The organism is Kitasatospora sp. NBC_00315 (assembly GCF_041435095.1).
Taxonomy (GTDB): Bacteria; Actinomycetota; Actinomycetes; order Streptomycetales; family Streptomycetaceae; genus Kitasatospora.
The window spans coordinates 1323986-1344484 of the sequence record NZ_CP108025.1 but is presented as its reverse complement, the minus strand read 5'-3'; the positions used below and the strand labels follow the sequence as shown (position 1 = coordinate 1344484).

The window sequence follows — 20499 nt, the reverse complement described above, 5'->3', positions numbered from 1 at the left end:
CTCCGGAAAACGGAGCGGAAAACCTCTGATAAGCTTGAAACACGAAAGAACGAAGCGCCCGGAGAGACCGTGAGAGCGGCTCGAAGGAAGTGTCCGTTCCTTGAGAACTCAACAGCGTGCCAAAAGTCAACGCCAGATATGTTGACATCCCCGGCCCGGGTCGTTCGATCCGGGTTGGAGATTCCTTTGGTAACAAAACACTAGCGAGGACGCAGTGCGCGGGGCTTCCCTATTCCGGGGGTCGCCGCGCCGCTCAACGCGGGTGGCCGCTCGATTACGAGCAGACATTCACGGAGAGTTTGATCCTGGCTCAGGACGAACGCTGGCGGCGTGCTTAACACATGCAAGTCGAACGGTGAAGCCCTTCGGGGTGGATCAGTGGCGAACGGGTGAGTAACACGTGGGCAATCTGCCCTGCACTCTGGGACAAGCCCTGGAAACGGGGTCTAATACCGGATATGACCTTCCTCCGCATGGGGGTTGGTGTAAAGCTCCGGCGGTGCAGGATGAGCCCGCGGCCTATCAGCTTGTTGGTGGGGTAATGGCCTACCAAGGCGACGACGGGTAGCCGGCCTGAGAGGGCGACCGGCCACACTGGGACTGAGACACGGCCCAGACTCCTACGGGAGGCAGCAGTGGGGAATATTGCACAATGGGCGAAAGCCTGATGCAGCGACGCCGCGTGAGGGATGACGGCCTTCGGGTTGTAAACCTCTTTCAGCAGGGAAGAAGCGCAAGTGACGGTACCTGCAGAAGAAGCACCGGCTAACTACGTGCCAGCAGCCGCGGTAATACGTAGGGTGCGAGCGTTGTCCGGAATTATTGGGCGTAAAGAGCTCGTAGGCGGCCTGTCGCGTCGGATGTGAAAGCCCGGGGCTTAACCCCGGGTCTGCATTCGATACGGGCAGGCTAGAGTGTGGTAGGGGAGATCGGAATTCCTGGTGTAGCGGTGAAATGCGCAGATATCAGGAGGAACACCGGTGGCGAAGGCGGATCTCTGGGCCATTACTGACGCTGAGGAGCGAAAGCGTGGGGAGCGAACAGGATTAGATACCCTGGTAGTCCACGCCGTAAACGTTGGGAACTAGGTGTTGGCGACATTCCACGTCGTCGGTGCCGCAGCTAACGCATTAAGTTCCCCGCCTGGGGAGTACGGCCGCAAGGCTAAAACTCAAAGGAATTGACGGGGGCCCGCACAAGCAGCGGAGCATGTGGCTTAATTCGACGCAACGCGAAGAACCTTACCAAGGCTTGACATATACCGGAAACGGCCAGAGATGGTCGCCCCCTTGTGGTCGGTATACAGGTGGTGCATGGTTGTCGTCAGCTCGTGTCGTGAGATGTTGGGTTAAGTCCCGCAACGAGCGCAACCCTTGTTCTGTGTTGCCAGCATGCCTTTCGGGGTGATGGGGACTCACAGGAGACTGCCGGGGTCAACTCGGAGGAAGGTGGGGACGACGTCAAATCATCATGCCCCTTATGTCTTGGGCTGCACACGTGCTACAATGGTCGGTACAAAGGGCTGCGATGCCGCGAGGCGGAGCGAATCCCAAAAAGCCGGCCTCAGTTCGGATTGGGGTCTGCAACTCGACCCCATGAAGTTGGAGTTGCTAGTAATCGCAGATCAGCATGCTGCGGTGAATACGTTCCCGGGCCTTGTACACACCGCCCGTCACGTCACGAAAGTCGGTAACACCCGAAGCCGGTGGCCTAACCCGTAAGGGGAGGAGCCGTCGAAGGTGGGACCAGCGATTGGGACGAAGTCGTAACAAGGTAGCCGTACCGGAAGGTGCGGCTGGATCACCTCCTTTCTAAGGAGCACATAGCCGGATGTGAGCGAATGTCTCACACGGTTGCTCATGGGTGGAACGTTGACTATTCGGCACGGTTCGGTCTCATCGACCGCGAGTACTGCGCTTCGGCGCGTGGAAAGCATCCGGTGGGGTTGGGTCGTGGCGGGCACGTTGTTGGGTCCTGAAGGAACGGCCGTCATGGTCGTTGCTTCAGTGCCGGTCCTACTTGAGATGCGTCGTGACGCGTTGATGGTGGGTGACTGGTCGTTGTTTGAGAACTGCACAGTGGACGCGAGCATCTGTGGCCAAGTTTTTAAGGGCGCACGGTGGATGCCTTGGCACCAGGAACCGATGAAGGACGTGGGAGGCCACGATAGTCCCCGGGGAGCCGTCAACCAGGCTTTGATCCGGGGGTTTCCGAATGGGGAAACCCGGCAGTCGTCATGGGCTGTCACCCATACCTGAACACATAGGGTATGTGGAGGGAACGCGGGGAAGTGAAACATCTCAGTACCCGCAGGAAGAGAAAACAACCGTGATTCCGGGAGTAGTGGCGAGCGAAACCGGATGAGGCTAAACCTGTTACGTGTGATACCCGGCAGGGGTTGCGTAGTAGGGGTCGTGGGAAAGTTCTTCAGTCGTCTGCCGGCGGCTGGGTGAGTCAGAAACCGTTGGTGTAGTCGAAGGACATGCGAAAGGTCCGGCGTAGAGGGTAAGACCCCCGTAGACGAAACATCAGCGGCTCACTTGAGCTTCTCCCAAGTAGCACGGAGCCCGAGAAATTCCGTGTGAATCTGGCGGGACCACCCGCTAAGCCTAAATATTCCCTGGTGACCGATAGCGGATAGTACCGTGAGGGAATGGTGAAAAGTACCGCGGGAGCGGAGTGAAATAGTACCTGAAACCGTGTGCCTACAAGCCGTGGGAGCGTCGGACGTGCAGCTTGCTGTGTGTCTCGTGACTGCGTGCCTTTTGAAGAATGAGCCTGCGAGTTTGCGGTGTGTAGCGAGGTTAACCCGTGTGGGGTAGCCGTAGCGAAAGCGAGTCCGAATAGGGCGCAGCGTCTTTTTAGATGCGTAGTTGCATGCCCAAGACCCGAAGCGGAGTGATCTAGCCATGGGCAGGTTGAAGCGGAGGTAAGACTTCGTGGAGGACCGAACCCACCAGGGTTGAAAACCTGGGGGATGACCTGTGGTTAGGGGTGAAAGGCCAATCAAACTCCGTGATAGCTGGTTCTCCCCGAAATGCATTTAGGTGCAGCGTCACGTGTTTCTTGCCGGAGGTAGAGCACTGGATAGGCGATGGGCCTCAACGGGTTACTGACCTTAGCCAAACTCCGAATGCCGGTAAGTGAGAGCGTGGCAGTGAGACTGTGGGGGATAAGCTCCATGGTCGAGAGGGAAACAGCCCAGAACACCGACTAAGGTCCCTAAGCGTGTGCTAAGTGGGAAAGGATGTGGAGTCGCAGAGACAACCAGGAGGTTGGCTTAGAAGCAGCCACCCTTGAAAGAGTGCGTAATAGCTCACTGGTCAAGTGATTCCGCGCCGACAATGTAGCGGGGCTCAAGCACACCACCGAAGTCGTGTCATTGCAGCTATAGGCCCAACGCCTGCTGTGATGGGTAGGGGAGCGTCGTGTTCCGGGTGAAGCAGCGGAGGAATCCAGTTGTGGACGGGACACGAGTGAGAATGCAGGCATGAGTAGCGATACAAGAGTGAGAAACTCTTGCGCCGATTGACCAAGGGTTCCTGGGTCAAGCTGATCTGCCCAGGGTAAGTCGGGACCTAAGGCGAGGCCGACAGGCGTAGTCGATGGACAACGGGTTGATATTCCCGTACCCGCTTTGAAGCGCCAACGTCGAACCTCTGAATGCTAAAGCCGTGAAGCCGGCCCGGAGTCTTCGGACAAAGGGACGTGGTGGAGCCGCTGACCCAACAGGGTAGTAGGTGAGCGATGGGGTGACGCAGGAAGGTAGTCCAGCCCGGGCGGTGGTTGTCCCGGGGTAAGGGTGTAGGCCGAGTGATAGGCAAATCCGTCACTCATTGAGGCTGAGACCTGATGCCGAGCCGATTGTGGTGAAGTGGATGATCCTATGCTGTCGAGAAAAGCCTCTAGCGAGTTTCATGGCGGCCCGTACCCCAAACCGACTCAGGTGGTCAGGTAGAGAATACCGAGGCGTTCGGGTGAACTATGGTTAAGGAACTCGGCAAAATGCCCCCGTAACTTCGGGAGAAGGGGGGCCGGAACTGGTGATCGGATCTTGCACTCCGTGAGCTGGGGCCGGCCGCAGAGACCAGCGAGAAGCGACTGTTTACTAAAAACACAGGTCCGTGCGAAGCCGTAAGGCGATGTATACGGACTGACGCCTGCCCGGTGCTGGAACGTTAAGGGGACCGGTTAGTCGAGATTCGTCTCGGCGAAGCTGAGAACTTAAGCGCCAGTAAACGGCGGTGGTAACTATAACCATCCTAAGGTAGCGAAATTCCTTGTCGGGTAAGTTCCGACCTGCACGAATGGCGTAACGACTTCTCGACTGTCTCAACCATAGGCCCGGTGAAATTGCATTACGAGTAAAGATGCTCGTTTCGCGCAGCAGGACGGAAAGACCCCGGGACCTTTACTATAGCTTGATATTGGTGTTCGGTTCGGCTTGTGTAGGATAGGTGGGAGACTTTGAAGCGGCCACGCCAGTGGTTGTGGAGTCGACGTTGAAATACCACTCTGGTCGTGCTGGATGTCTAACCTGGGTCCGTGATCCGGATCAGGGACAGTGTCTGGTGGGTAGTTTAACTGGGGCGGTTGCCTCCTAAAGAGTAACGGAGGCGCCCAAAGGTTCCCTCAGCCTGGTTGGCAATCAGGTGTTGAGTGTAAGTGCACAAGGGAGCTTGACTGTGAGACCGACGGGTCGAGCAGGTGCGAAAGCAGGGACTAGTGATCCGGCGGTGGCTTGTGGAAGCGCCGTCGCTCAACGGATAAAAGGTACCCCGGGGATAACAGGCTGATCTTCCCCAAGAGTCCATATCGACGGGATGGTTTGGCACCTCGATGTCGGCTCGTCGCATCCTGGGGCTGGAGTAGGTCCCAAGGGTTGGGCTGTTCGCCCATTAAAGCGGTACGCGAGCTGGGTTTAGAACGTCGTGAGACAGTTCGGTCCCTATCCGCTGTGCGCGTAGGAATATTGAGAAGGGCTGTCCCTAGTACGAGAGGACCGGGACGGACGAACCTCTGGTGTGCCAGTTGTCCTGCCAAGGGCATGGCTGGTTGGCTACGTTCGGGAGGGATAACCGCTGAAAGCATCTAAGCGGGAAGCCTGCTTCGAGATGAGTATTCCCACCTCCTTGAGAGGGTAAGGCTCCCAGTAGACGACTGGGTTGATAGGCCGGATGTGGAAGCCCTGTAAGGGGTGGAGCTGACCGGTACTAATAGGCCGAGGGCTTGTCCTCAGTTGCTCGCGTCCACTGTGTTGTTCTGAAACAACGACCCCGTTTTTCCCGGGCCACGGGGAGAGCGGTGCGGTGACAGTTTCATAGTGTTTCGGTGGTCATAGCGTGAGGGAAACGCCCGGTTACATTCCGAACCCGGAAGCTAAGCCTCACAGCGCCGATGGTACTGCAGGGGGGACCCTGTGGGAGAGTAGGACGCCGCCGAACAATCATTCAGGAAAGGCCCCGCCGGGTAACCGGCGGGGCCTTTTCGCATGTCCGGAACTTGCTCGATGCCCGGTGCGGTGGCCGGCGCCGTGACCGGCGTCGACCGCGGGCGGAATCGTCGCCGGTGCCGCATCAGGCAACGTTCGCCCCGTTCGGGCGGTGAGTCCCGCGTAGCTGGCGGGCTGTATTTTGGCGCCATGGACTACCTGGTTGATCTTCGGCGAGAACTGGAGGCGTTCGGTGCCGTGCTGGACGGTGATTTGTCGGCCCCGGTCGAGCACTGCGGCGGTTGGAGGTTGGTGGATCTGGCCGTGCACATGGGAGCGGGGAACCTGTGGGTCGTCGCGGCGGTGCGGGAGGGACATGGCGACAGCTATGACGAGGGTGCCGCACCCCGTGACCGGGCCGGTCTGAAGGCCTGGTACGCCGAGACCGCAGACGCGCTCGTGCAGGCCCTGTCGGTTGATCCCTCGACCGAGGCTTGGACGTTCTTCCCGCCGCACACGGTCGGGTTCTGGCGTCGGCGCCGTAGCCAGGAGACGCTGATGCACCGGTGGGACGCCGAGCACGCGCTCGGCTCGGCGACGCCGATGGATGCCGCGCTCGCTGCCGACGGTGTCGCCGAGGTCTTCGACACCATGGCGCACCGCATGATCTCCAGGGGGGCCGCTACCCATCCCGAGCAGGCCGTGCGGATCACCGCCACCGACGCCGGCCGCTGCTGGACTTACGGGCCCGGCGAGCCGATCGCGGAGGTCTCGGGCACTGCCGAGGACCTGCTGCTGATGTTGTGGGGGCGCAAGCCGCGGGACACTGGCTCGGTGACCTGGGCCGGGGACCATGAGGCGGGGTTGGGTGTGCTGACTGGGCCGCTGGTTCCCTGACTTGAGATCAGGCGACGTTCACGCTGGCCACAACAGCGCGAAGGCGCTTGTCCTCGGCGTGCTCGCTCCGCCGGATGATGTAGCGGCGGATCACGCAGCCCTGGGCTTGTGGGTGGGATGACCGGTACCGTCGAGGGCGAAGCAGCGCAAAGCGGTGATGCCCGCCGGGGCCTGACCGAAGCGGACTTCGTCGCACTGGGCCGCTGTTGCGCGGGCTCCGAAGCGGTTTCTGCCCGCTACCCGGCGGCCGGCCCCCAGGCGGGACGGCTCTCCCACTGGTCCGGTGTGTTGACGATCCGGGTGATCCCGGAGCCGTCGCTCCGCATCGTGTAGATGTTGGCGCTCCCACCGGCGGGGGCCTGCGTGAAAGCGATCAGTTGACCGTCGGGGGAGAAGGAGGCCGGTCCGTAGCCGGCGTCGGACGGGGCAGGGGTGAGTGCGGTGACCGCGCTGCCGTCCGGGTGGACCGTGTAGATGCCGCCGCCGGGGGTGGCCTCCGGCCCGGTGGGAAAGGTGGTGAACAGGATGCGTGAGCCGTCCGGCGCCCAGCTGACCCGCTCGCCGGCCCGCAGGGCCCAGGGGGTCAGCTGCCGCAGCCCGGTTCCGTCCGCGTTCACGACGAAGATCGCACGGCTGTCGGCGGGCGACCCGGTGCCGCTCGTGCGGTACTCGAACGCGAGCTGTGCGCCGTCCGGGGACCAGGTCGGGTTGCGGACGGCGCCCGAGAACGGCTTGTCGTTGGTCAGCATGGACACGCGCTGCAGATTGCTGCCGTCGGCGTTCGTGACGAAGAGGTCCGAGTACTGGATCTGGTTCCGCTCGTCGACGGTGCCCCAGGTCCGCCCGAACGCGACCAGCTTGCCGTCGGGGGAGTAGGCGGGGTCCGTCTCGCTCTCGTTCAGGCAGTCGGGCGCCCCGTCCGTGCAGATCGGTGGCAGCTGCTGGGCTTCCCCACCGGCCGCGTCGACGGTCCAGAGGTGCGGGCTGCCCCCGTCGGTAAGACGGTCGAACGCGATCGTCCTGCCGTCGGGCGACCAGTCCGGATGGTCGTCCACCGAGCCCGTGGCCGGCTGGGTGAGCTGGTGCTGACCGCTGCCGTCGGCGGCGATCGTGGCGATCGCACCGGTGGTGCGACCTGGGTCGAGGAAGACCCGGGTGGCGATGAGTCCGTTGTGGGCGGTGACGGCCGGTGCGGCGGGTGCTCCCGGTGCGGCCGCCGCGACCACGGGAGCCGCCGCGCCGGACTCGGTCGGCGCGGGCGTGTCCACCGCGGCGGAGGGCATCAGATTGCTGTCGGCTCCGCACCCCGTGAGCAGCGATCCCAGGAGGAGGGAACAGGCTGCTGCCCCGTACGAAACCCTGCTGCCGCGCATGTCGCCTTCTCCGATCCAGAACGAGTGCCCGGTTGGCGGGCGGTGTCACTGTGTCAGAGGCGGGGGCGGCGGGGCGGGACGACACGCCACGCTCCGGGGTCGAATGACTACCGAATGTTCATCCGCAAGGCGTACTGGTGACACCGGTGGGCTGCCGTCCTCGACGAGGACGGCAGCCCACCGGTACGGAGCCACGGCCCCTCGGGGTGACGGCGACGGCGTCTCCCCGGGGCCACGGTCGCCGCCCGAACCGGAGGAGCCGGCGGCGGCCGGAGCAGCGAAGCGCCGGGAGGCCGATCGCCTGCTACCTGCCCTGCTCCTTGGCGGCGCGGCGCTCCGCCTTCGCGGTCGCCTCCACCTCGTCCTCGGCCTCGGCCACCTCCAGCGTCGGGGCCGTTCCGCCGAGGTGCACGGGCAGCCACCAGGTGTCCTCCGGGCCGGAGGGGCTGCCCGGGTACTCACGCTGGGCCCGGTCGAGCATCTCGCTCATCGCCGCCCGCAGGCGCCGGGTGACCATCACGGGCTTGTCGCCCGGGGCGAGCTCGATCGGCTCGCCGATCATGATCGTGACCGGTACGTGCCGCTTGGTGAGGGTCTTGGGCCGGCCCTTGGTCCAGAGCTGCTGGGTGCCCCAGAGGATGACCGGCAGCAGCGGGGTGCCGGAGTCGGCGGCCATCCGGGCGGCGCCGGTCTTGAACTTCTTCAGCATGAACGAGCGGCTGATGGTGGCCTCGGGGAACACCCCGACGACCTCGCCCGCCCGCAGGGCGCGGACGGCGGCGTCGTAGGCGGGCTGGCCGTCGGTGCGGTCGACCGGGATGTGCTTCATCCCGCGCATCAGCGGCCCGGAGACACCGTGCTTGAAGACGTCGTCCTTCGCCATGAAGCGGGTCTTGCGCTTGCCGCCCCGGACGGCGCCGAGCCCGGCGAAGAGGAAGTCCAGGTAGCTGATGTGATTGCTCACCAGCACCGCGCCGCCCGTCGCGGGGATGTGCTCGGCACCCACGATCTTGATGCGCACGTCGAGCGCGCGGAAGACGGTGAGTGCGGCTCCGATCACCGGCGGGTACACGAGATCTGCCACGGTCAGCCCTAACTTCCCACGGGCCTGGTGCCCGGTCCGGCGGTACCCGTGGGGTACGGCGGCCGAACCGGAAGGCGCGGCACGCCGCGACGGCCACGGGTGTTACAGGGAGATGATCCCCCGAACGAGTGCAGTCTGTCACGCGAGGGTGCCGGTGGCCGGGATCGCCCGCCGTACGAGGTCAGGAGGTCGGGGCGGTCGTCCGGCTCCTGGCACGGGCCAGCAGGAGGTACGCCTCGCAGCCCAGGCAGTAGTCGAAAGCCGCGTTCAGGAAGGCCGCGCCGAGCGCGAACGCGGTGGCGACCAGTCCCAGCCAGGTCTGGCCGGTGAGGTAGCCCGCGGTGCCGATGGCGGCGAAGCCGAAGCCGACGCTCTGGGCGAAGCGCGGCGGCCGCGCGTCCTCGGTCTCGGTCGGCGGCCCGAGGCGGGGACGCACCAGGACGCGGTACAGCCAGCCGTACGGCGAGTACCGCAGGCCGGCGAAGGCACCGAGGGCGAAGACCGCGGTCTGCAGGGCGAGCAGGGGGCCGCTGCCGGTGATCAGAACGGCGGCCAGGACGAGCGAGGTGAGGACGGCGGCGAAACGGGGGCCGCGCGGGTCTATCTGCATGGTGGCTCCGGTGGGGTGCTCGGGCGGGCTGACCGGGGAACGGGTCAGCGACAGCGCGAGGCACCGGCGCGGCACAGGTCGACCACCCGGCGGGTGGTCAGGCGCGGCAGCGCGGGCAGGGAGGAGTCCACGCCCCCGATCGTACGCGGGAGCGACCGGCCGTCCGAAGCGGGGCCGCTCCCGGCCCGGCGGCCCGCGTGGCGATCGTCGCTCCCGCCGTCGCCGCGGTCACCGCGGCCCCGACCGGTCGCCGCGGCCGCCCGAGCGTCCCCGAGCCGCCCCGACCGGCCGTTGCCCCGCCCCGCCGGATCGGTCACCGCGCCGCCTGCCGCACACTGGAGCCATGACCGGGTTGCTGGTGTGTGGTGTCGTGCTCGTCCTGGCGAGCGCGTTCGGACTGTGGCGCGCCCGGCGCGACGGGAGGCTGAAGGTGCGGGGCAGGGACGACGCGGTACGGCTGTCCGCCGGGGAGCTGGGGACGGGGCTGGGCGAGCGCGCGACATTGGTGCAGTTCTCCTCCGCGTTCTGCCAGCCCTGCCGGGCCACCCGCCGGGTGCTCACCGAGGTGGTGGGGATGGTGGACGGCGTGGCGCACGTCGAGATCGACGCGGAGGAGCGGCTCGACCTGGTGCGAAGGCTGGACATCGCCCGCACGCCGACCGTGCTGGTGCTGGACGCCGCCGGCCGGGTGGTGCGCAGGGCGGCCGGTCAGCCGCGTCGCGCGGACGTGATCGCGGCGCTGGGCGAAGCGGTCTGACCCGTCCGCCGCCGGATCGGCGGGACCGGCTGTGAGCTGGGCGTTTTCCGTCAGTACCTCGATCATTCCTGTCAAGACCGGTGAATCTCACAGCGGATGTGCCGCCCAGTCAGGTGGTGTTCGGCGCGGGCTGGGGCAGGATGGGCCACGACGGCGGTGCAGCCGTCCCGAAGGCTGTCCGGTCGGGCGTTCGATCCGGTGTGGACAGGTGCGGAGCGGCACTCCGTCCGGGCTCCGGCGGGGCTAAGCTACTGGCCAGTAGTGACGACTGATCTACTGGCGAGTATGCTGCCAGGAAGTTCCGGACGGGCACGGGTATTCGCTGCCCCGGAGAGGGCGCGTGGAGTGTTCGCGCCCACTTGCACCAGCCGCAGCCGCCGGACGAGACGAGTACAGGAGACAGGCCGTGAGCTTGAGGATCGTTGTCTGTGTGAAGTACGTGCCCGACGCGACCGGTGACCGTCGCTTCGAGGACGACCACACCACCGACCGGGAGGGCGTGGACGGCCTCCTGTCGGAGCTGGACGAGTACGGCGTCGAGCAGGCGCTGCGGATCGCCGAGTCGCACGGCGACGCCGAGGTGACCGTCCTGACGGTGGGCCCGGACGACGCGAAGGACGCCCTGCGCAAGGCCCTGTCGATGGGCGCCGACAAGGCCGTCCACGTCAACGACGACGACATCCACGGCACCGACGTGATCGGCACCTCCGCGATCATCGCGGCGGCCCTGGAGAAGAGCGGCTACGACCTCGTCGTCGGCGGCATGGCCTCCACCGACGGCACCATGGGCGTCCTGCCCGCCCTGCTCGCCGAACGCCTGGGCGTGCCGCAGCTGACCCTGCTCTCCGAGGTCGCCGTCCAGGGCACCACCGTCACCGGCCGCCGCGACGGCGACAGCGCCACCGAGCAGCTGCGCGCCGAACTGCCCGCCGTCATCTCCGTCACCGACCAGTCCGGCGAGGCCCGCTACCCCTCCTTCAAGGGCATCATGGCCGCCAAGAAGAAGCCCGTGCAGTCCTACGACCTCGACGACCTGGGCATCGACGCCGAACAGGTCGGCCTGGCCGGCGCCTGGACCACCGTCCAGGACGTCACCGCCCGCCCGGCCCGCACCGCCGGCACCATCGTCAAGGACGAGGGCGAGGGCGGCCGACAGCTCGCCGGCTACCTCGCCGCCCAGAAGTTCATCTGACCCCGCCGCCAGCGCCACTTCACGAACCATCAGGAGCAACGAATCATGGCTGAGATCCTGGTTCTCGTGGACCACGCCGACGGCGCGGTCCGCAAGCCGGCCCTCGAACTGCTGACCCTCGCCCGCCGCCTCGGCGAGCCCGCCGCCGTCATCCTGGGCGCCGCGGCGAGCGCCGCCGACATCGCCGCCAAGGCCGCCGAGTACGGCGCCGCCAAGGTCTACGTCGCCGACGCCCCCGAGTTCACCGACCAGCTCGTCGTCCCCAAGGTCGACGCCCTCACCCAGATCGCCCGCGCCACCGACACCGGCGCCGTCCTGGTCACCTCCTCCGGCGAGGGCAAGGAGATCGCCGCCCGCCTCGCCCTGCGCCTGGGCTCGGGCCTCATCACCGACGCCGTCGACGTGCAGGCCGGCGACGACGGCCCCCTCGCCACCCAGTCGGTGTTCGCCGCCTCCTTCCAGGTCCGCTCCACCGTCACCCACGGCACCCCGGTCATCACCGTCAAGCCGAACTCCACCACCCCCGAGCCCGCCCCCGCCGCCGGCACCGTGGAGAGCGTCACCGTCGCCTTCACCGGCAACGCCGCCACCGTCACCGCCCGCACCCCCCGCGTCGCCACCGGACGCCCCGAGCTGACCGAGGCCGCCATCGTCGTCTCCGGCGGCCGCGGCGTCGGTGCCGCCGAGGGCTTCACCGTCGTCGAGGACCTCGCCGACGCCCTCGGCGCCGCCGTCGGCGCCTCCCGCGCCGCCGTCGACGCCGGCTGGTACCCCCACAGCAACCAGGTCGGCCAGACCGGCAAGCAGGTCTCCCCCCAGCTCTACGTCGCCGCCGGCATCTCCGGCGCCATCCAGCACCGAGCCGGCATGCAGACCTCCAAGACCATCGTCGCCGTCAACAAGGACCCCGAAGCCCCCATCTTCGAACTCGTCGACTACGGCGTCGTCGGCGACCTCTTCACCGTCCTCCCCCAACTCACCACCGAGGTGAAGACCCGCAAGGGCTAGTCGCACCCGCTGGAAGCGCAGGACAGGACCCGCCCGGAGGGTGCGGCGGCCGGACACGGCCCGCCGCGCCCTCCGGCGTCCGTGGTGCGCCCGGCCCCCCGTAGAGTCGACCCGACGGACCGACACGGAGGGGCACATGAGCCTGCTGACGGCGCTTCAGGACGGGCACGGCGACAGCGCCGACGCGCTGCGGATCGACGGGGTCGCGCTCTCGCGCGAGCGGCTGCTCGGCGCGGCCGGCGCCGTCGCCGTCCGGGTGGCCGGCGCACCCGCCCTCGCGGTGCTGGCCCGGCCGACCGCCGAGACGGTCACCGCCGTGGTGGGCGGCCTGCTGGCGGGTGTCCCGGTGGTGCCGCTGCCGCCCGACTCCGGCCCCAAGGAGCGTGCGCACATCCTGCGGGACTCCGGCGCCGCGCTGCTCGCCCTCGCCGCGGGCGACGCCGTGCCCGAGGGCCTGGACGCGCTGCCCGGCCTGGAGGCGCTGCCCGTCGACCTCGGCCGGCAGGAGGACGCGGCCCTGCCGGAACCGGCCGCGGACGCCACCGCCTTCGTGCTCTACACCTCCGGCACCACCGGGGCACCCAAGGGCGCGGTGATCCGCCGCTCCGCCGTCGCCGCCGACCTGGACGCACTCGCGCGCGCCTGGCAGTGGACGGCGGAGGACACCCTGGTGCACGGCCTGCCGCTCTTCCACGTCCACGGCCTGGTGCTCGGGGTCCTGGGCGCCCTGCGCACCGGCAGCCGGCTGGTCCACACCGGGCGACCCACACCCGACGGCTACGCCCGCGCGGGGGGCACCCTCTACTTCGGCGTGCCCACGGTCTGGTCACGGATCGCCGCCGACCACGCCGCCGCCACCGAGCTGCGCACCGCCCGGCTGCTGGTCTCCGGCAGCGCACCGCTGCCGGTGCCGGTGTTCGAGAAGCTCGCCGCGCTGACCGGGCTCCCGCCGATCGAGCGCTACGGCATGACCGAGTCCCTGATCACCGTGAGCACCCGGGCGGACGGCGAGCGCCGGCCCGGCAGCGTCGGGCTGCCGCTGGAGGGCGTGCGGACCAGGCTGGTCGGCGAGGACGGCGGCCCCGTCCCGTCCGACGGCGAGAGCGTCGGCGAGCTCCAGGTCGCCGGACCGACGCTGTTCGCCGGCTACCTCAACCGGCCGGACGCCGATGCGGAGTCCTGGACGGCCGACGGCTGGTTCCGGACCGGTGATGTCGCGGTGATCGGGGAGGACGGCTTCCACCGGATCGTCGGGCGCGCCTCGGTCGACCTGATCAAGAGCGGTGGCTACCGGATCGGCGCGGGGGAGGTCGAGGCCGCCCTGCGCGACCACCCCGCGGTGGCCGACGCGGCCGTGGTCGGCGTCCCGGACGAGGACCTCGGCCAGGTGGTGGTCGCCTACGTCGTCCCCGACGGCGCGGTGACGGGTGAACAGCTCACCGCCTTCGTCGCCGAGCGGCTGTCCGTGCACAAGCGGCCCCGGCGGGTGCTGCTGGTGGAGGAGCTGCCGCGCAACGCCATGGGCAAGGTGCTGAAGAAGCAGCTGGTCCAGGAGCTGCCGTCGGGCGCCGCGGGCTGATCCGGCGCCGCTCCCCGCGGCCCGGTGCCGTACCGGAGTGGTGTCGGTGCCGTGCCGTGCCGGTCCGTGACGCCCGGCCCGGTGCCGTGCCGGCCCGCGGCGCCCGTATCGGCGCCGTACCGGGCCGCCGTGGCCGAAGGCGCCGACCGGGGCCGTCCGACCTGGGGTTCTGACGGCGCGCCACCGCTCGTACGGGCCTGAAACCGGATCAGGCGCGGTCACCCGCCTGCGGAGCAGGACCCACCCTTTGGCGCACGCCGTTGCGCGCCGTGAGTGCATGCGTGCCTAACGTGACACGCAGAACTGAATCCCCGTCCGCTCCGGACGTCGACCGGCCGAGCAGCCGCCCTCGCGGCGCCGGCCGGGTCGTCCGCCGCCGGACCCCCGTACGAGGCGGCGCCCCCGAGCCGCCCGGGGTGGATCACACTCACTCAGCAAAGGACAAGCACCGAATGAACACCGTCGACACCGGCGCACCGGGCGCCACCACCGACCCGACCGCACAGCCGACCCGTCCCGCCCCCAGGGCCCGGGCGGGACGGCTGCGCAGGGGGCTCGCGATGGCCGCCGTGATAGCTGCCGGTGCCGGCGTGGTGGGGCTCGGTACGAGTGTCGGGAGCGCGAGCGCGGAGCCCGCGCCGGCGCACGCGGGCTGGGACGGCTCGCGGTACTGGTTCAAGAACAGCAGTGGCGCCTGGCGCTGGACCAGCCACTACGAGGTCTACCGGTCGCGGACCACGACCGCCGGTGCGACCGCGACCCGGATCCCGACCGGGAGCGGCACCGTCTCGGCGAGCGGCCTCACCCAGGGATGGGACGGTTCGGTCTACTGGTTCCGCAACAGCAGTGGCGCGTGGCGCTGGACCAGCCACCGCGACGTCTACCTCGACCGGACCGGCGGCGGGGACAGCTCCTCGGACGCCTCGGACGCCTCGGACGCCTCGGACCAGAGCGACCACAACGCACCGAGCGCGAGCGGCGACGTCGAGGACGCCGTGCAGTTCGCGCTCGACGAGCTCGGCACGCCGTTCGTGATGGGCGGCAACGGCCCCGACGGCTACGACTGCTCCGGTCTCGTCCAGCAGGCGTACCGGCACGCCGGCATCTCGCTCCCGCGTATCGCCAACGACCAGTACGAGGCCACCACCCCGATCACCGCCGCCCAGCTCCAGCGCGGCGACCTGCTCTTCTGGTCCGACGACGGCAGCGCGCGCGGGATCCACCACGTGGCCATCTACCTGGGCGGCAACCAGTACGTGGAGGCCGCGCACCCGGGGACCGACGTCCGGATCTCCAAGCTGAGCAGCGGCTACTACCCGACGCAGATGGGCCGCCCCTGACGCGTCCGCCCGTCGCCGGTCCCCGCGGGGCCGCAGGTCGTCCCACCGCTTCGCCGCCGGTCGCAGCCCGGCGGCGAAGCGGTGGGACGACGGCCGTCGGGGCACCCCGGGCCCGGGGCCGCCGCGCACCGGGCGGGTCCCCGGGCCGGGCGTCCGGGGCGTCCGGCCTGGGCACATGCCGCTGACAAGCGCCGAGGCCGGTTGGCGACGCTGGGAACGCGCGGCAGGTATGCGGACCGCCGCACAGCGGGTACCACCTTCACTGGCGCAGGCTCCGGCTGGTCGGGCCGCGCCGCCCGGTGCGACCGCCACCGGGCGGACCGAGGGCAGGGGACGCTGTGATCGTCTGGGTCAATGGCACGTTCGGCGTGGGAAAGACGAGTGCCTGCCGCGAGCTGGTGGAACTGCTCCCCGGGAGCATGCTGTACGACCCCGGACTGGTCGGGTACGGGCTGGCCCGGATGCTGCCGGCGGACCGGGTCCTCGGACTCGCCGACTACCAGGACCTGCCGTCCTGGCGCCGGCTGGTGCCGGAGGTCGCGGCGGCGCTGCTCGCCGAGGTGCCCGGACCGCTGGTGGTCCCGATGACCGTCCTGCGGGAGGACTACCGGGACGAGATCTTCGGCGCACTGGCCGCCCGGGGCCTCGCGGTGCACCACTTCGTCCTGGACGCCGAGGAAACGATCCTGCGCCGCCGGATCGAGGGTCACGACCCGTATCCGGCGGAGCCCGAGCAGAGCGCGCGCGTCCGCGCCCGGTGCCTGGAGCACCTGCCCCGCTACCGTGCGGCCCGGCGCTGGCTCAGCCGGGACGCCGAGCTGCTGGACACCGGCGGGCTGACCGCGCGCCAGACCGCGGCCCGGCTGGCCGAACTGATCGCCAGGGGCGCGGCCCGCTGTCCGATCGTGCACAGCACTGATCCGGCGGGCGACACCGTCGCCGCCGCGGTCCTGCTCTTCGACGAGCAGGACCGGGTGCTGCTGGTGGATCCGGTCTACAAGCCCGCCTGGGAGTTCCCCGGCGGCGTGGTGGAACGCGGCGAGGCCCCCACCGACGCCGCCCTGCGCGAGACCACCGAGGAGCTCGACCTGCGGCTGGAGACCTCCGACCTGCGTCTGCTGGCCGTGGACTGGGAGCCGAGAACCGGTCCTCACCGGGGCGGCATGCGGCTGATGTACGACGGCGGGCTGCTGGACGCGGGCGCCCGCCAGCGGCTTCGGCTGCCGGCCGAGGAGTTGCGGGCCTGGCGGTTCGTCACCCTGGACGAGGCGGCCGGCCTGCTGACCCCGGGTCGGCACCGACGGCTCGCCGCCGCACTGGAGGCCCGGCGGAGCGGCGAACTGCGCTACCTGGAGGCCGGGCTGCCGGCTGCCGAGGGGCTGCCTCCCACGGCGGGTCTGTCCGGCGCGGCCGACGCGGCCTGAGCGGACCGGGGTGGCGGTGGTCGGAGGTCGGTGGTCGGAGGTCGGACGTCGGAGGTTTCCGGCCGTGTCCGGTGTCCGGCGTGCTCCACCGGAACCCTCGCCCGTACCGGTCGCCCCGCCCGCCACTCGCACCCGCCACTCGCCCCGCCCGCCACTCGCCCACCCGCCGCCACCCGGCGGGGCCGGGCGGCACCGGGCAGGATGGGCGGTATGCCGTTCACGGTCAGCCACGCCGCCGCCGTCCTCCCGCTGCTGGACGGCGTACGGGCGCGCGGTCCGCTGGTCGCGTCGGCGCTGGTGGCCGGGTCGATGGCGCCGGACGTGCCGTTCTTCGCCGCGTCCCTGCTCCCGGGCGTCTACCGGCTGGGCGGCCCGACCCACCGCTGGTGGGCGGTGGCGACCGTCGACGTGGCGCTCGCCGCCGGGCTGGTGGCGGCCTGGCACGGGCTGTTGCGCGGGCCGCTGGTCGCGCTGCTGCCGCCGGGCGCCGCTCGCGCGGCCGAGGCCGCGAGCGTCCGTACCGGGCACGGCCCGAGCGCGCGGCGGGCCGGCTGGTTCGCCGTGTCGGCCGCCCTCGGCGCCGCCACCCACGTCGGCTGGGACGGCTTCACCCACGAGGGCCGCTGCGGGGTGCGCCTGCTGCCCGTCCTGGACCGCCGGGTGGCCGGCCTCCCGCTGTACGGCGTCCTGCAGCACGGCTGCTCGGTGGCGGGCCTCGGGTGGCTGACCCGGTACGCCGTCCGTGCGGCCGGCCGGCTGGAGCCGGTGCGTCCGTCCGTCGAGCTGCCGCGCGGGTGGCGCCCGGCGGTGGCGGCGCTGCTCGGCGCGGCCACCGCGGCCGGCGCCGCGCAGCGGCTGGCCCGCCGGGAGCGCAACCCGGTCAACGAGCTGTGCTTCGGGGCCGGCGCGGGTCTGGCCGCGGGCGCCGTGGGGTACGCGACGGCCGCACGCCTGCGGGGGCGGCGCGACCGCCGGACCGGCGGCCGGGCTCAGGCCCGACGGGCCGCCGCGTAGTTGCGCAGGAAGAGCGCCTCGCTCAGCGCCATCAGCTCCAGCTCGCGGGGGTCGACACTCTCGTTGACCGCGTGGATCTGGGTGGTCGGCTCCTCCACCCCGATCAGGATGATCTCGGCCTCGGGGTAGAGCGTGCGCAGCGTGCTGCAGAGCGGGATCGAGCCGCCCTCGCCGGAGGCGACCATCGGGACGCCGAAAGCCTCCAGCATCGCCGCGCCCATCGCCTCGTAGGCCGGGCCGGAGGTGTCCGCGCGGAACGCCTCGCCGCTGCCGAGCCGGGCGACCTCCACTCGCGCGCCGAACGGCGCCCCGGCCTCCAGGTGCGCCACCAGGGCGTCCTGGGCCGCCGTGATCTCCATGCCCGGCGGCACCCGCAGGCTGACCAGGGCCTTCGCGCGGGCCTGGACGGAGGAGGTCGCGCCGATCACCGGCGGTGCGTCGATTCCGAGCACGGTGACCGCCGGGCGGGCCCAGAGCCGGTCGGCGATGCTGCCGGTGCCGGACAGGTGCACGCCGTCCAGCACCTTGGCGTCCGCGCGGAACTGCTCCTGCGGGTACGCGACGCCCTGCCAGCTCTGGTCCGCCTGCAGGCCGGTGACGGTCAGCGCGCCCTGCTCGTCGTGCAGCGAGGCCAGCAGCCGGACCAGCGCCTGCAGCGCGTCCGGGGCGGCGCCGCCGAAGGCGCCCGAGTGCAGGTTTCCGGCCAGGGTGGCGACGGTGACCTCCACCACGGTCATCCCGCGCAGCGAGGCCGTCACGGTCGGCAGTCCGGCCGCGAAGTTGCCGGTGTCGCCGATCACGATGACGTCGGCGGCCAGCAGTTCGGGGTGCGCCTCGGCGTACCGCTCCAGGCCGCCGGTGCCCTGCTCCTCCGACCCCTCCACGACGATCTTCAGCCCGACCGGGTAGCAGCCGTCCACCGCACGCAGGGCCCGAAGGGCCGTGAGGTGCATCAGGATGTTGCCCTTGCAGTCCGCCGCGCCGCGTCCGTACCAGCGGCCGTCGCGCTCGGTGAGCTCGAACGCCGGGCTCTGCCAGGCCGCCTCGTCCAGCGGAGGTTGCACGTCGTAGTGGGAGTACAGCAGCACGGTCGGCGCGCCCGGCGGGCCGGGCAGCTCGGCGTAGACGGACTGCGTGCCGTCCGGGGTGTCCAGCAGTCGTACACCCGTCAGACCCTCGGCGGCGAAGGCGTCGGCGACCCAGCGGGCGGCCTTCTCGCACTCCTCGACCGGGTACTGGCGGGGGTCGGCCACGGAGCGGAAGGCGACCAGGTCCGCGAGGTCGGCACGGGCCCGGCCCATCAGGGCGTGTACGGCATCGGCCAGCGGCTGCGGCATCGGGCGCTCCAGGTTCTCCGAGGGGGTGGTTCGGGTGAACGGGACAGGGGGATGCGGATGATCATAGGACCTGCCGGAGCCCGTTCCGCGAGCGAATCCGGCGCGACGGCGGTGGGGGGCAGCGCCCCGGCGGGACGGACGCATAGGATGACTCGACGTGACAGACTCCGGTAGCTCCGTTCCCCGCAGCTCGCTCGGCGCCGACGGCCCGAGCGGTGCAGACACCCCTGTCGGTGCAGAGGCTTCCGCCGCCGAGCTCCCCGGGCCCGGGCCCGAACCGCTCGACGGCATCTGGGACGTGGTCGTGGTCGGCGCGGGGCCGGCCGGCTCCTCGGCCGCGTACGCCGCCGCCTCGCAGGGCCGTCGCGTGCTGCTGCTCGACAAGGCCGAGCACCCCCGCTACAAGACCTGCGGCGGAGGCATCATCGGCCCCTCCCGGGACAGCCTGCCGCCGGGCTTCCAGCTGCCGCTGCAGGACCGCGTGCACGCTGTGACGTTCGCCTACGACGGGCGTTTCACCCGGACCCGCCGCTCGAAGCGGATGCTGTTCGGCCTGGTCAACCGGGACGAGTTCGACCACCGCCTGGTGCAGGCCGCCAAGCAGGCCGGCGCTGTGCTGGTGACCGGAGTGACCGTCAGCGGCGTCGAGCAGCTCGGCGGCGACACGCGCACGGCCGTGGTCACCGCCACCGACGGACGCACCTTCGAGGCCCGGGCCGTGGTCGGCGCGGACGGCAGCGCCGGGCGGATCGGCCGCCACGTCGGCGTGACCTTCGACCAGATCGACCTGGGCCTGGAGGCGGAGATCCCCGTCCCGCCGGAGGTGTCCGAGTACTGGGCCGGGCGGATCCACCTCGACTGGGGGCCGCTGCCCGGCAGCTACGGCTGGGTGTTCCCGAAGACCGACTCCGGCAGCCTCACCGTCGGCGTCATCTCCGCGCGCGGTGACGGCGAGCGGACCAAGCGCTACCTCGCCGACTACATCGCCCGGCTCGGGCTGGCGGGTTTCACCCCGAGCATCGAGTCGGGCCACCTGACCCGCTGCCGCGCCGAGGACTCGCCGCTGTCCCGCGGCCGGGTGCTGGTCGCCGGCGACGCGGCCGGGCTGCTGGAGCCGTGGACCCGCGAGGGCATCTCGTACGCGCTGCGCTCCGGCCGGCTGGCGGGGGACTGGGCGGTCAAGGTGGCCGAGGCCGGCGGTGCCAACGACGTCCGCAGGCAGGCGCTCAACTACGCCTTCGCGATCAAGGCCGGGCTGGGCGTGGAGATGCGGGCCGGCAAGCAGATGCTGGGCGCCTTCGAGCGCCGGCCGTACCTGTTCCACGCGGCCGTCTGCCTGGTCGATCCGGCCTGGCGGGCCTTCGCCCGCACCACGCAGGGGCACACCACCTTCGCCCAGGTGCTGCGCCAGTACCGGGCCGCGCGCAGGCTCTCCGCGCTCGCCTCGCGCTGA

At 69.8% G+C, this 20499-nt stretch carries 13 protein-coding genes and 3 rRNA genes; 12 read left to right on the top strand and 4 right to left on the bottom strand.

Annotated elements, in window-relative coordinates; translation table 11 throughout:
- Window positions 1-287 precede the first annotated feature (287 nt).
- The 4 genes from OG823_RS05625 to OG823_RS05610 all read left to right on the top strand — a co-directional run bounded on the left by OG823_RS05625 (window position 288) and on the right by OG823_RS05610 (window position 6328).
- Window positions 288-1811: ribosomal RNA gene (locus OG823_RS05625) — 16S ribosomal RNA — on the top strand.
- A 285-nt stretch (window positions 1812-2096) separates the two neighbouring features.
- Window positions 2097-5237, top strand: a 23S ribosomal RNA gene (locus OG823_RS05620).
- A gap of 90 nt (window positions 5238-5327) precedes the next feature.
- Window positions 5328-5444: ribosomal RNA gene (gene rrf, locus OG823_RS05615) — 5S ribosomal RNA — on the top strand.
- The 16S, 23S and 5S rRNA genes sit together here, the layout of an rRNA operon.
- A gap of 197 nt (window positions 5445-5641) precedes the next feature.
- Window positions 5642-6328: a maleylpyruvate isomerase family mycothiol-dependent enzyme gene (locus OG823_RS05610; RefSeq protein ID WP_371478019.1), complete on the top strand. Its 687-nt coding sequence runs from the start codon at window positions 5642-5644 to the stop codon at window positions 6326-6328.
- 236 nt (window positions 6329-6564) lie between these two features.
- On the opposite strand, the gene OG823_RS05605 is transcribed toward OG823_RS05610, so the two are convergent.
- From OG823_RS05605 to OG823_RS05595, 3 genes are all read right to left on the bottom strand, one after another.
- On the bottom strand, window positions 6565-7611 hold the full coding sequence (locus OG823_RS05605; protein ID WP_371478017.1) for a TolB family protein: 1047 nt from the start codon (window positions 7609-7611) through the stop codon (window positions 6565-6567).
- A gap of 394 nt (window positions 7612-8005) precedes the next feature.
- Window positions 8006-8785 (bottom strand): lysophospholipid acyltransferase family protein, encoded by a 780-nt coding sequence (locus tag OG823_RS05600; protein ID WP_371478016.1) that lies wholly within the window; start codon window positions 8783-8785, stop codon window positions 8006-8008.
- 181 nt (window positions 8786-8966) lie between these two features.
- The gene (locus OG823_RS05595) at window positions 8967-9395 is read right to left on the bottom strand and encodes a DUF4395 domain-containing protein (protein ID WP_371478013.1); all 429 of its coding nucleotides are present in this window, start codon (window positions 9393-9395) and stop codon (window positions 8967-8969) included.
- 343 nt (window positions 9396-9738) lie between these two features.
- Between OG823_RS05595 and OG823_RS05590 the strand changes: the two genes are divergently transcribed.
- From OG823_RS05590 to OG823_RS05560, 7 genes are all read left to right on the top strand, one after another.
- Window positions 9739-10152 (top strand): TlpA family protein disulfide reductase, encoded by a 414-nt coding sequence (locus OG823_RS05590; RefSeq protein WP_371478011.1) that lies wholly within the window; start codon window positions 9739-9741, stop codon window positions 10150-10152.
- A gap of 406 nt (window positions 10153-10558) precedes the next feature.
- On the top strand, window positions 10559-11344 hold the full coding sequence (locus OG823_RS05585; protein WP_371478010.1) for an electron transfer flavoprotein subunit beta: 786 nt from the start codon (window positions 10559-10561) through the stop codon (window positions 11342-11344).
- Window positions 11345-11389: 45 nt separating this feature from the next.
- Window positions 11390-12352 carry an electron transfer flavoprotein subunit alpha/FixB family protein gene (locus OG823_RS05580; RefSeq protein WP_371478008.1) on the top strand — a complete coding sequence of 321 codons (963 nt, stop codon included), beginning with the start codon at window positions 11390-11392 and terminating at the stop codon, window positions 12350-12352.
- Between the two features lie 136 nt (window positions 12353-12488).
- On the top strand, window positions 12489-13931 hold the full coding sequence (locus OG823_RS05575) for an acyl-CoA synthetase (protein ID WP_371478007.1): 1443 nt from the start codon (window positions 12489-12491) through the stop codon (window positions 13929-13931).
- 452 nt (window positions 13932-14383) lie between these two features.
- Entirely contained in the window at window positions 14384-15271 is an 888-nt protein-coding gene (locus OG823_RS05570; protein ID WP_371478006.1) for a C40 family peptidase, read from the top strand.
- Window positions 15272-15609: 338 nt separating this feature from the next.
- A complete protein-coding gene (locus OG823_RS05565) occupies window positions 15610-16695 on the top strand; it encodes an NUDIX domain-containing protein (protein ID WP_371478005.1) in 1086 nt (361 codons plus the stop codon).
- Window positions 16696-16905: 210 nt separating this feature from the next.
- Window positions 16906-17709, top strand: coding sequence for a DUF4184 family protein (locus tag OG823_RS05560; protein WP_371478003.1), 804 nt, complete (start codon window positions 16906-16908; stop codon window positions 17707-17709).
- Here the strand turns inward: OG823_RS05560 and OG823_RS05555 are convergent.
- The gene (locus OG823_RS05555; protein ID WP_371478002.1) at window positions 17685-19046 is read right to left on the bottom strand and encodes a dipeptidase; all 1362 of its coding nucleotides are present in this window, start codon (window positions 19044-19046) and stop codon (window positions 17685-17687) included. The two genes, OG823_RS05560 and OG823_RS05555, sit on opposite strands and share 25 nt — an antisense overlap.
- A gap of 289 nt (window positions 19047-19335) precedes the next feature.
- Here OG823_RS05555 and OG823_RS05550 point away from each other — a divergent pair, with 289 nt between their 5' ends.
- Window positions 19336-20499 carry a geranylgeranyl reductase family protein gene (locus tag OG823_RS05550; RefSeq protein WP_371484317.1) on the top strand — a complete coding sequence of 388 codons (1164 nt, stop codon included), beginning with the start codon at window positions 19336-19338 and terminating at the stop codon, window positions 20497-20499.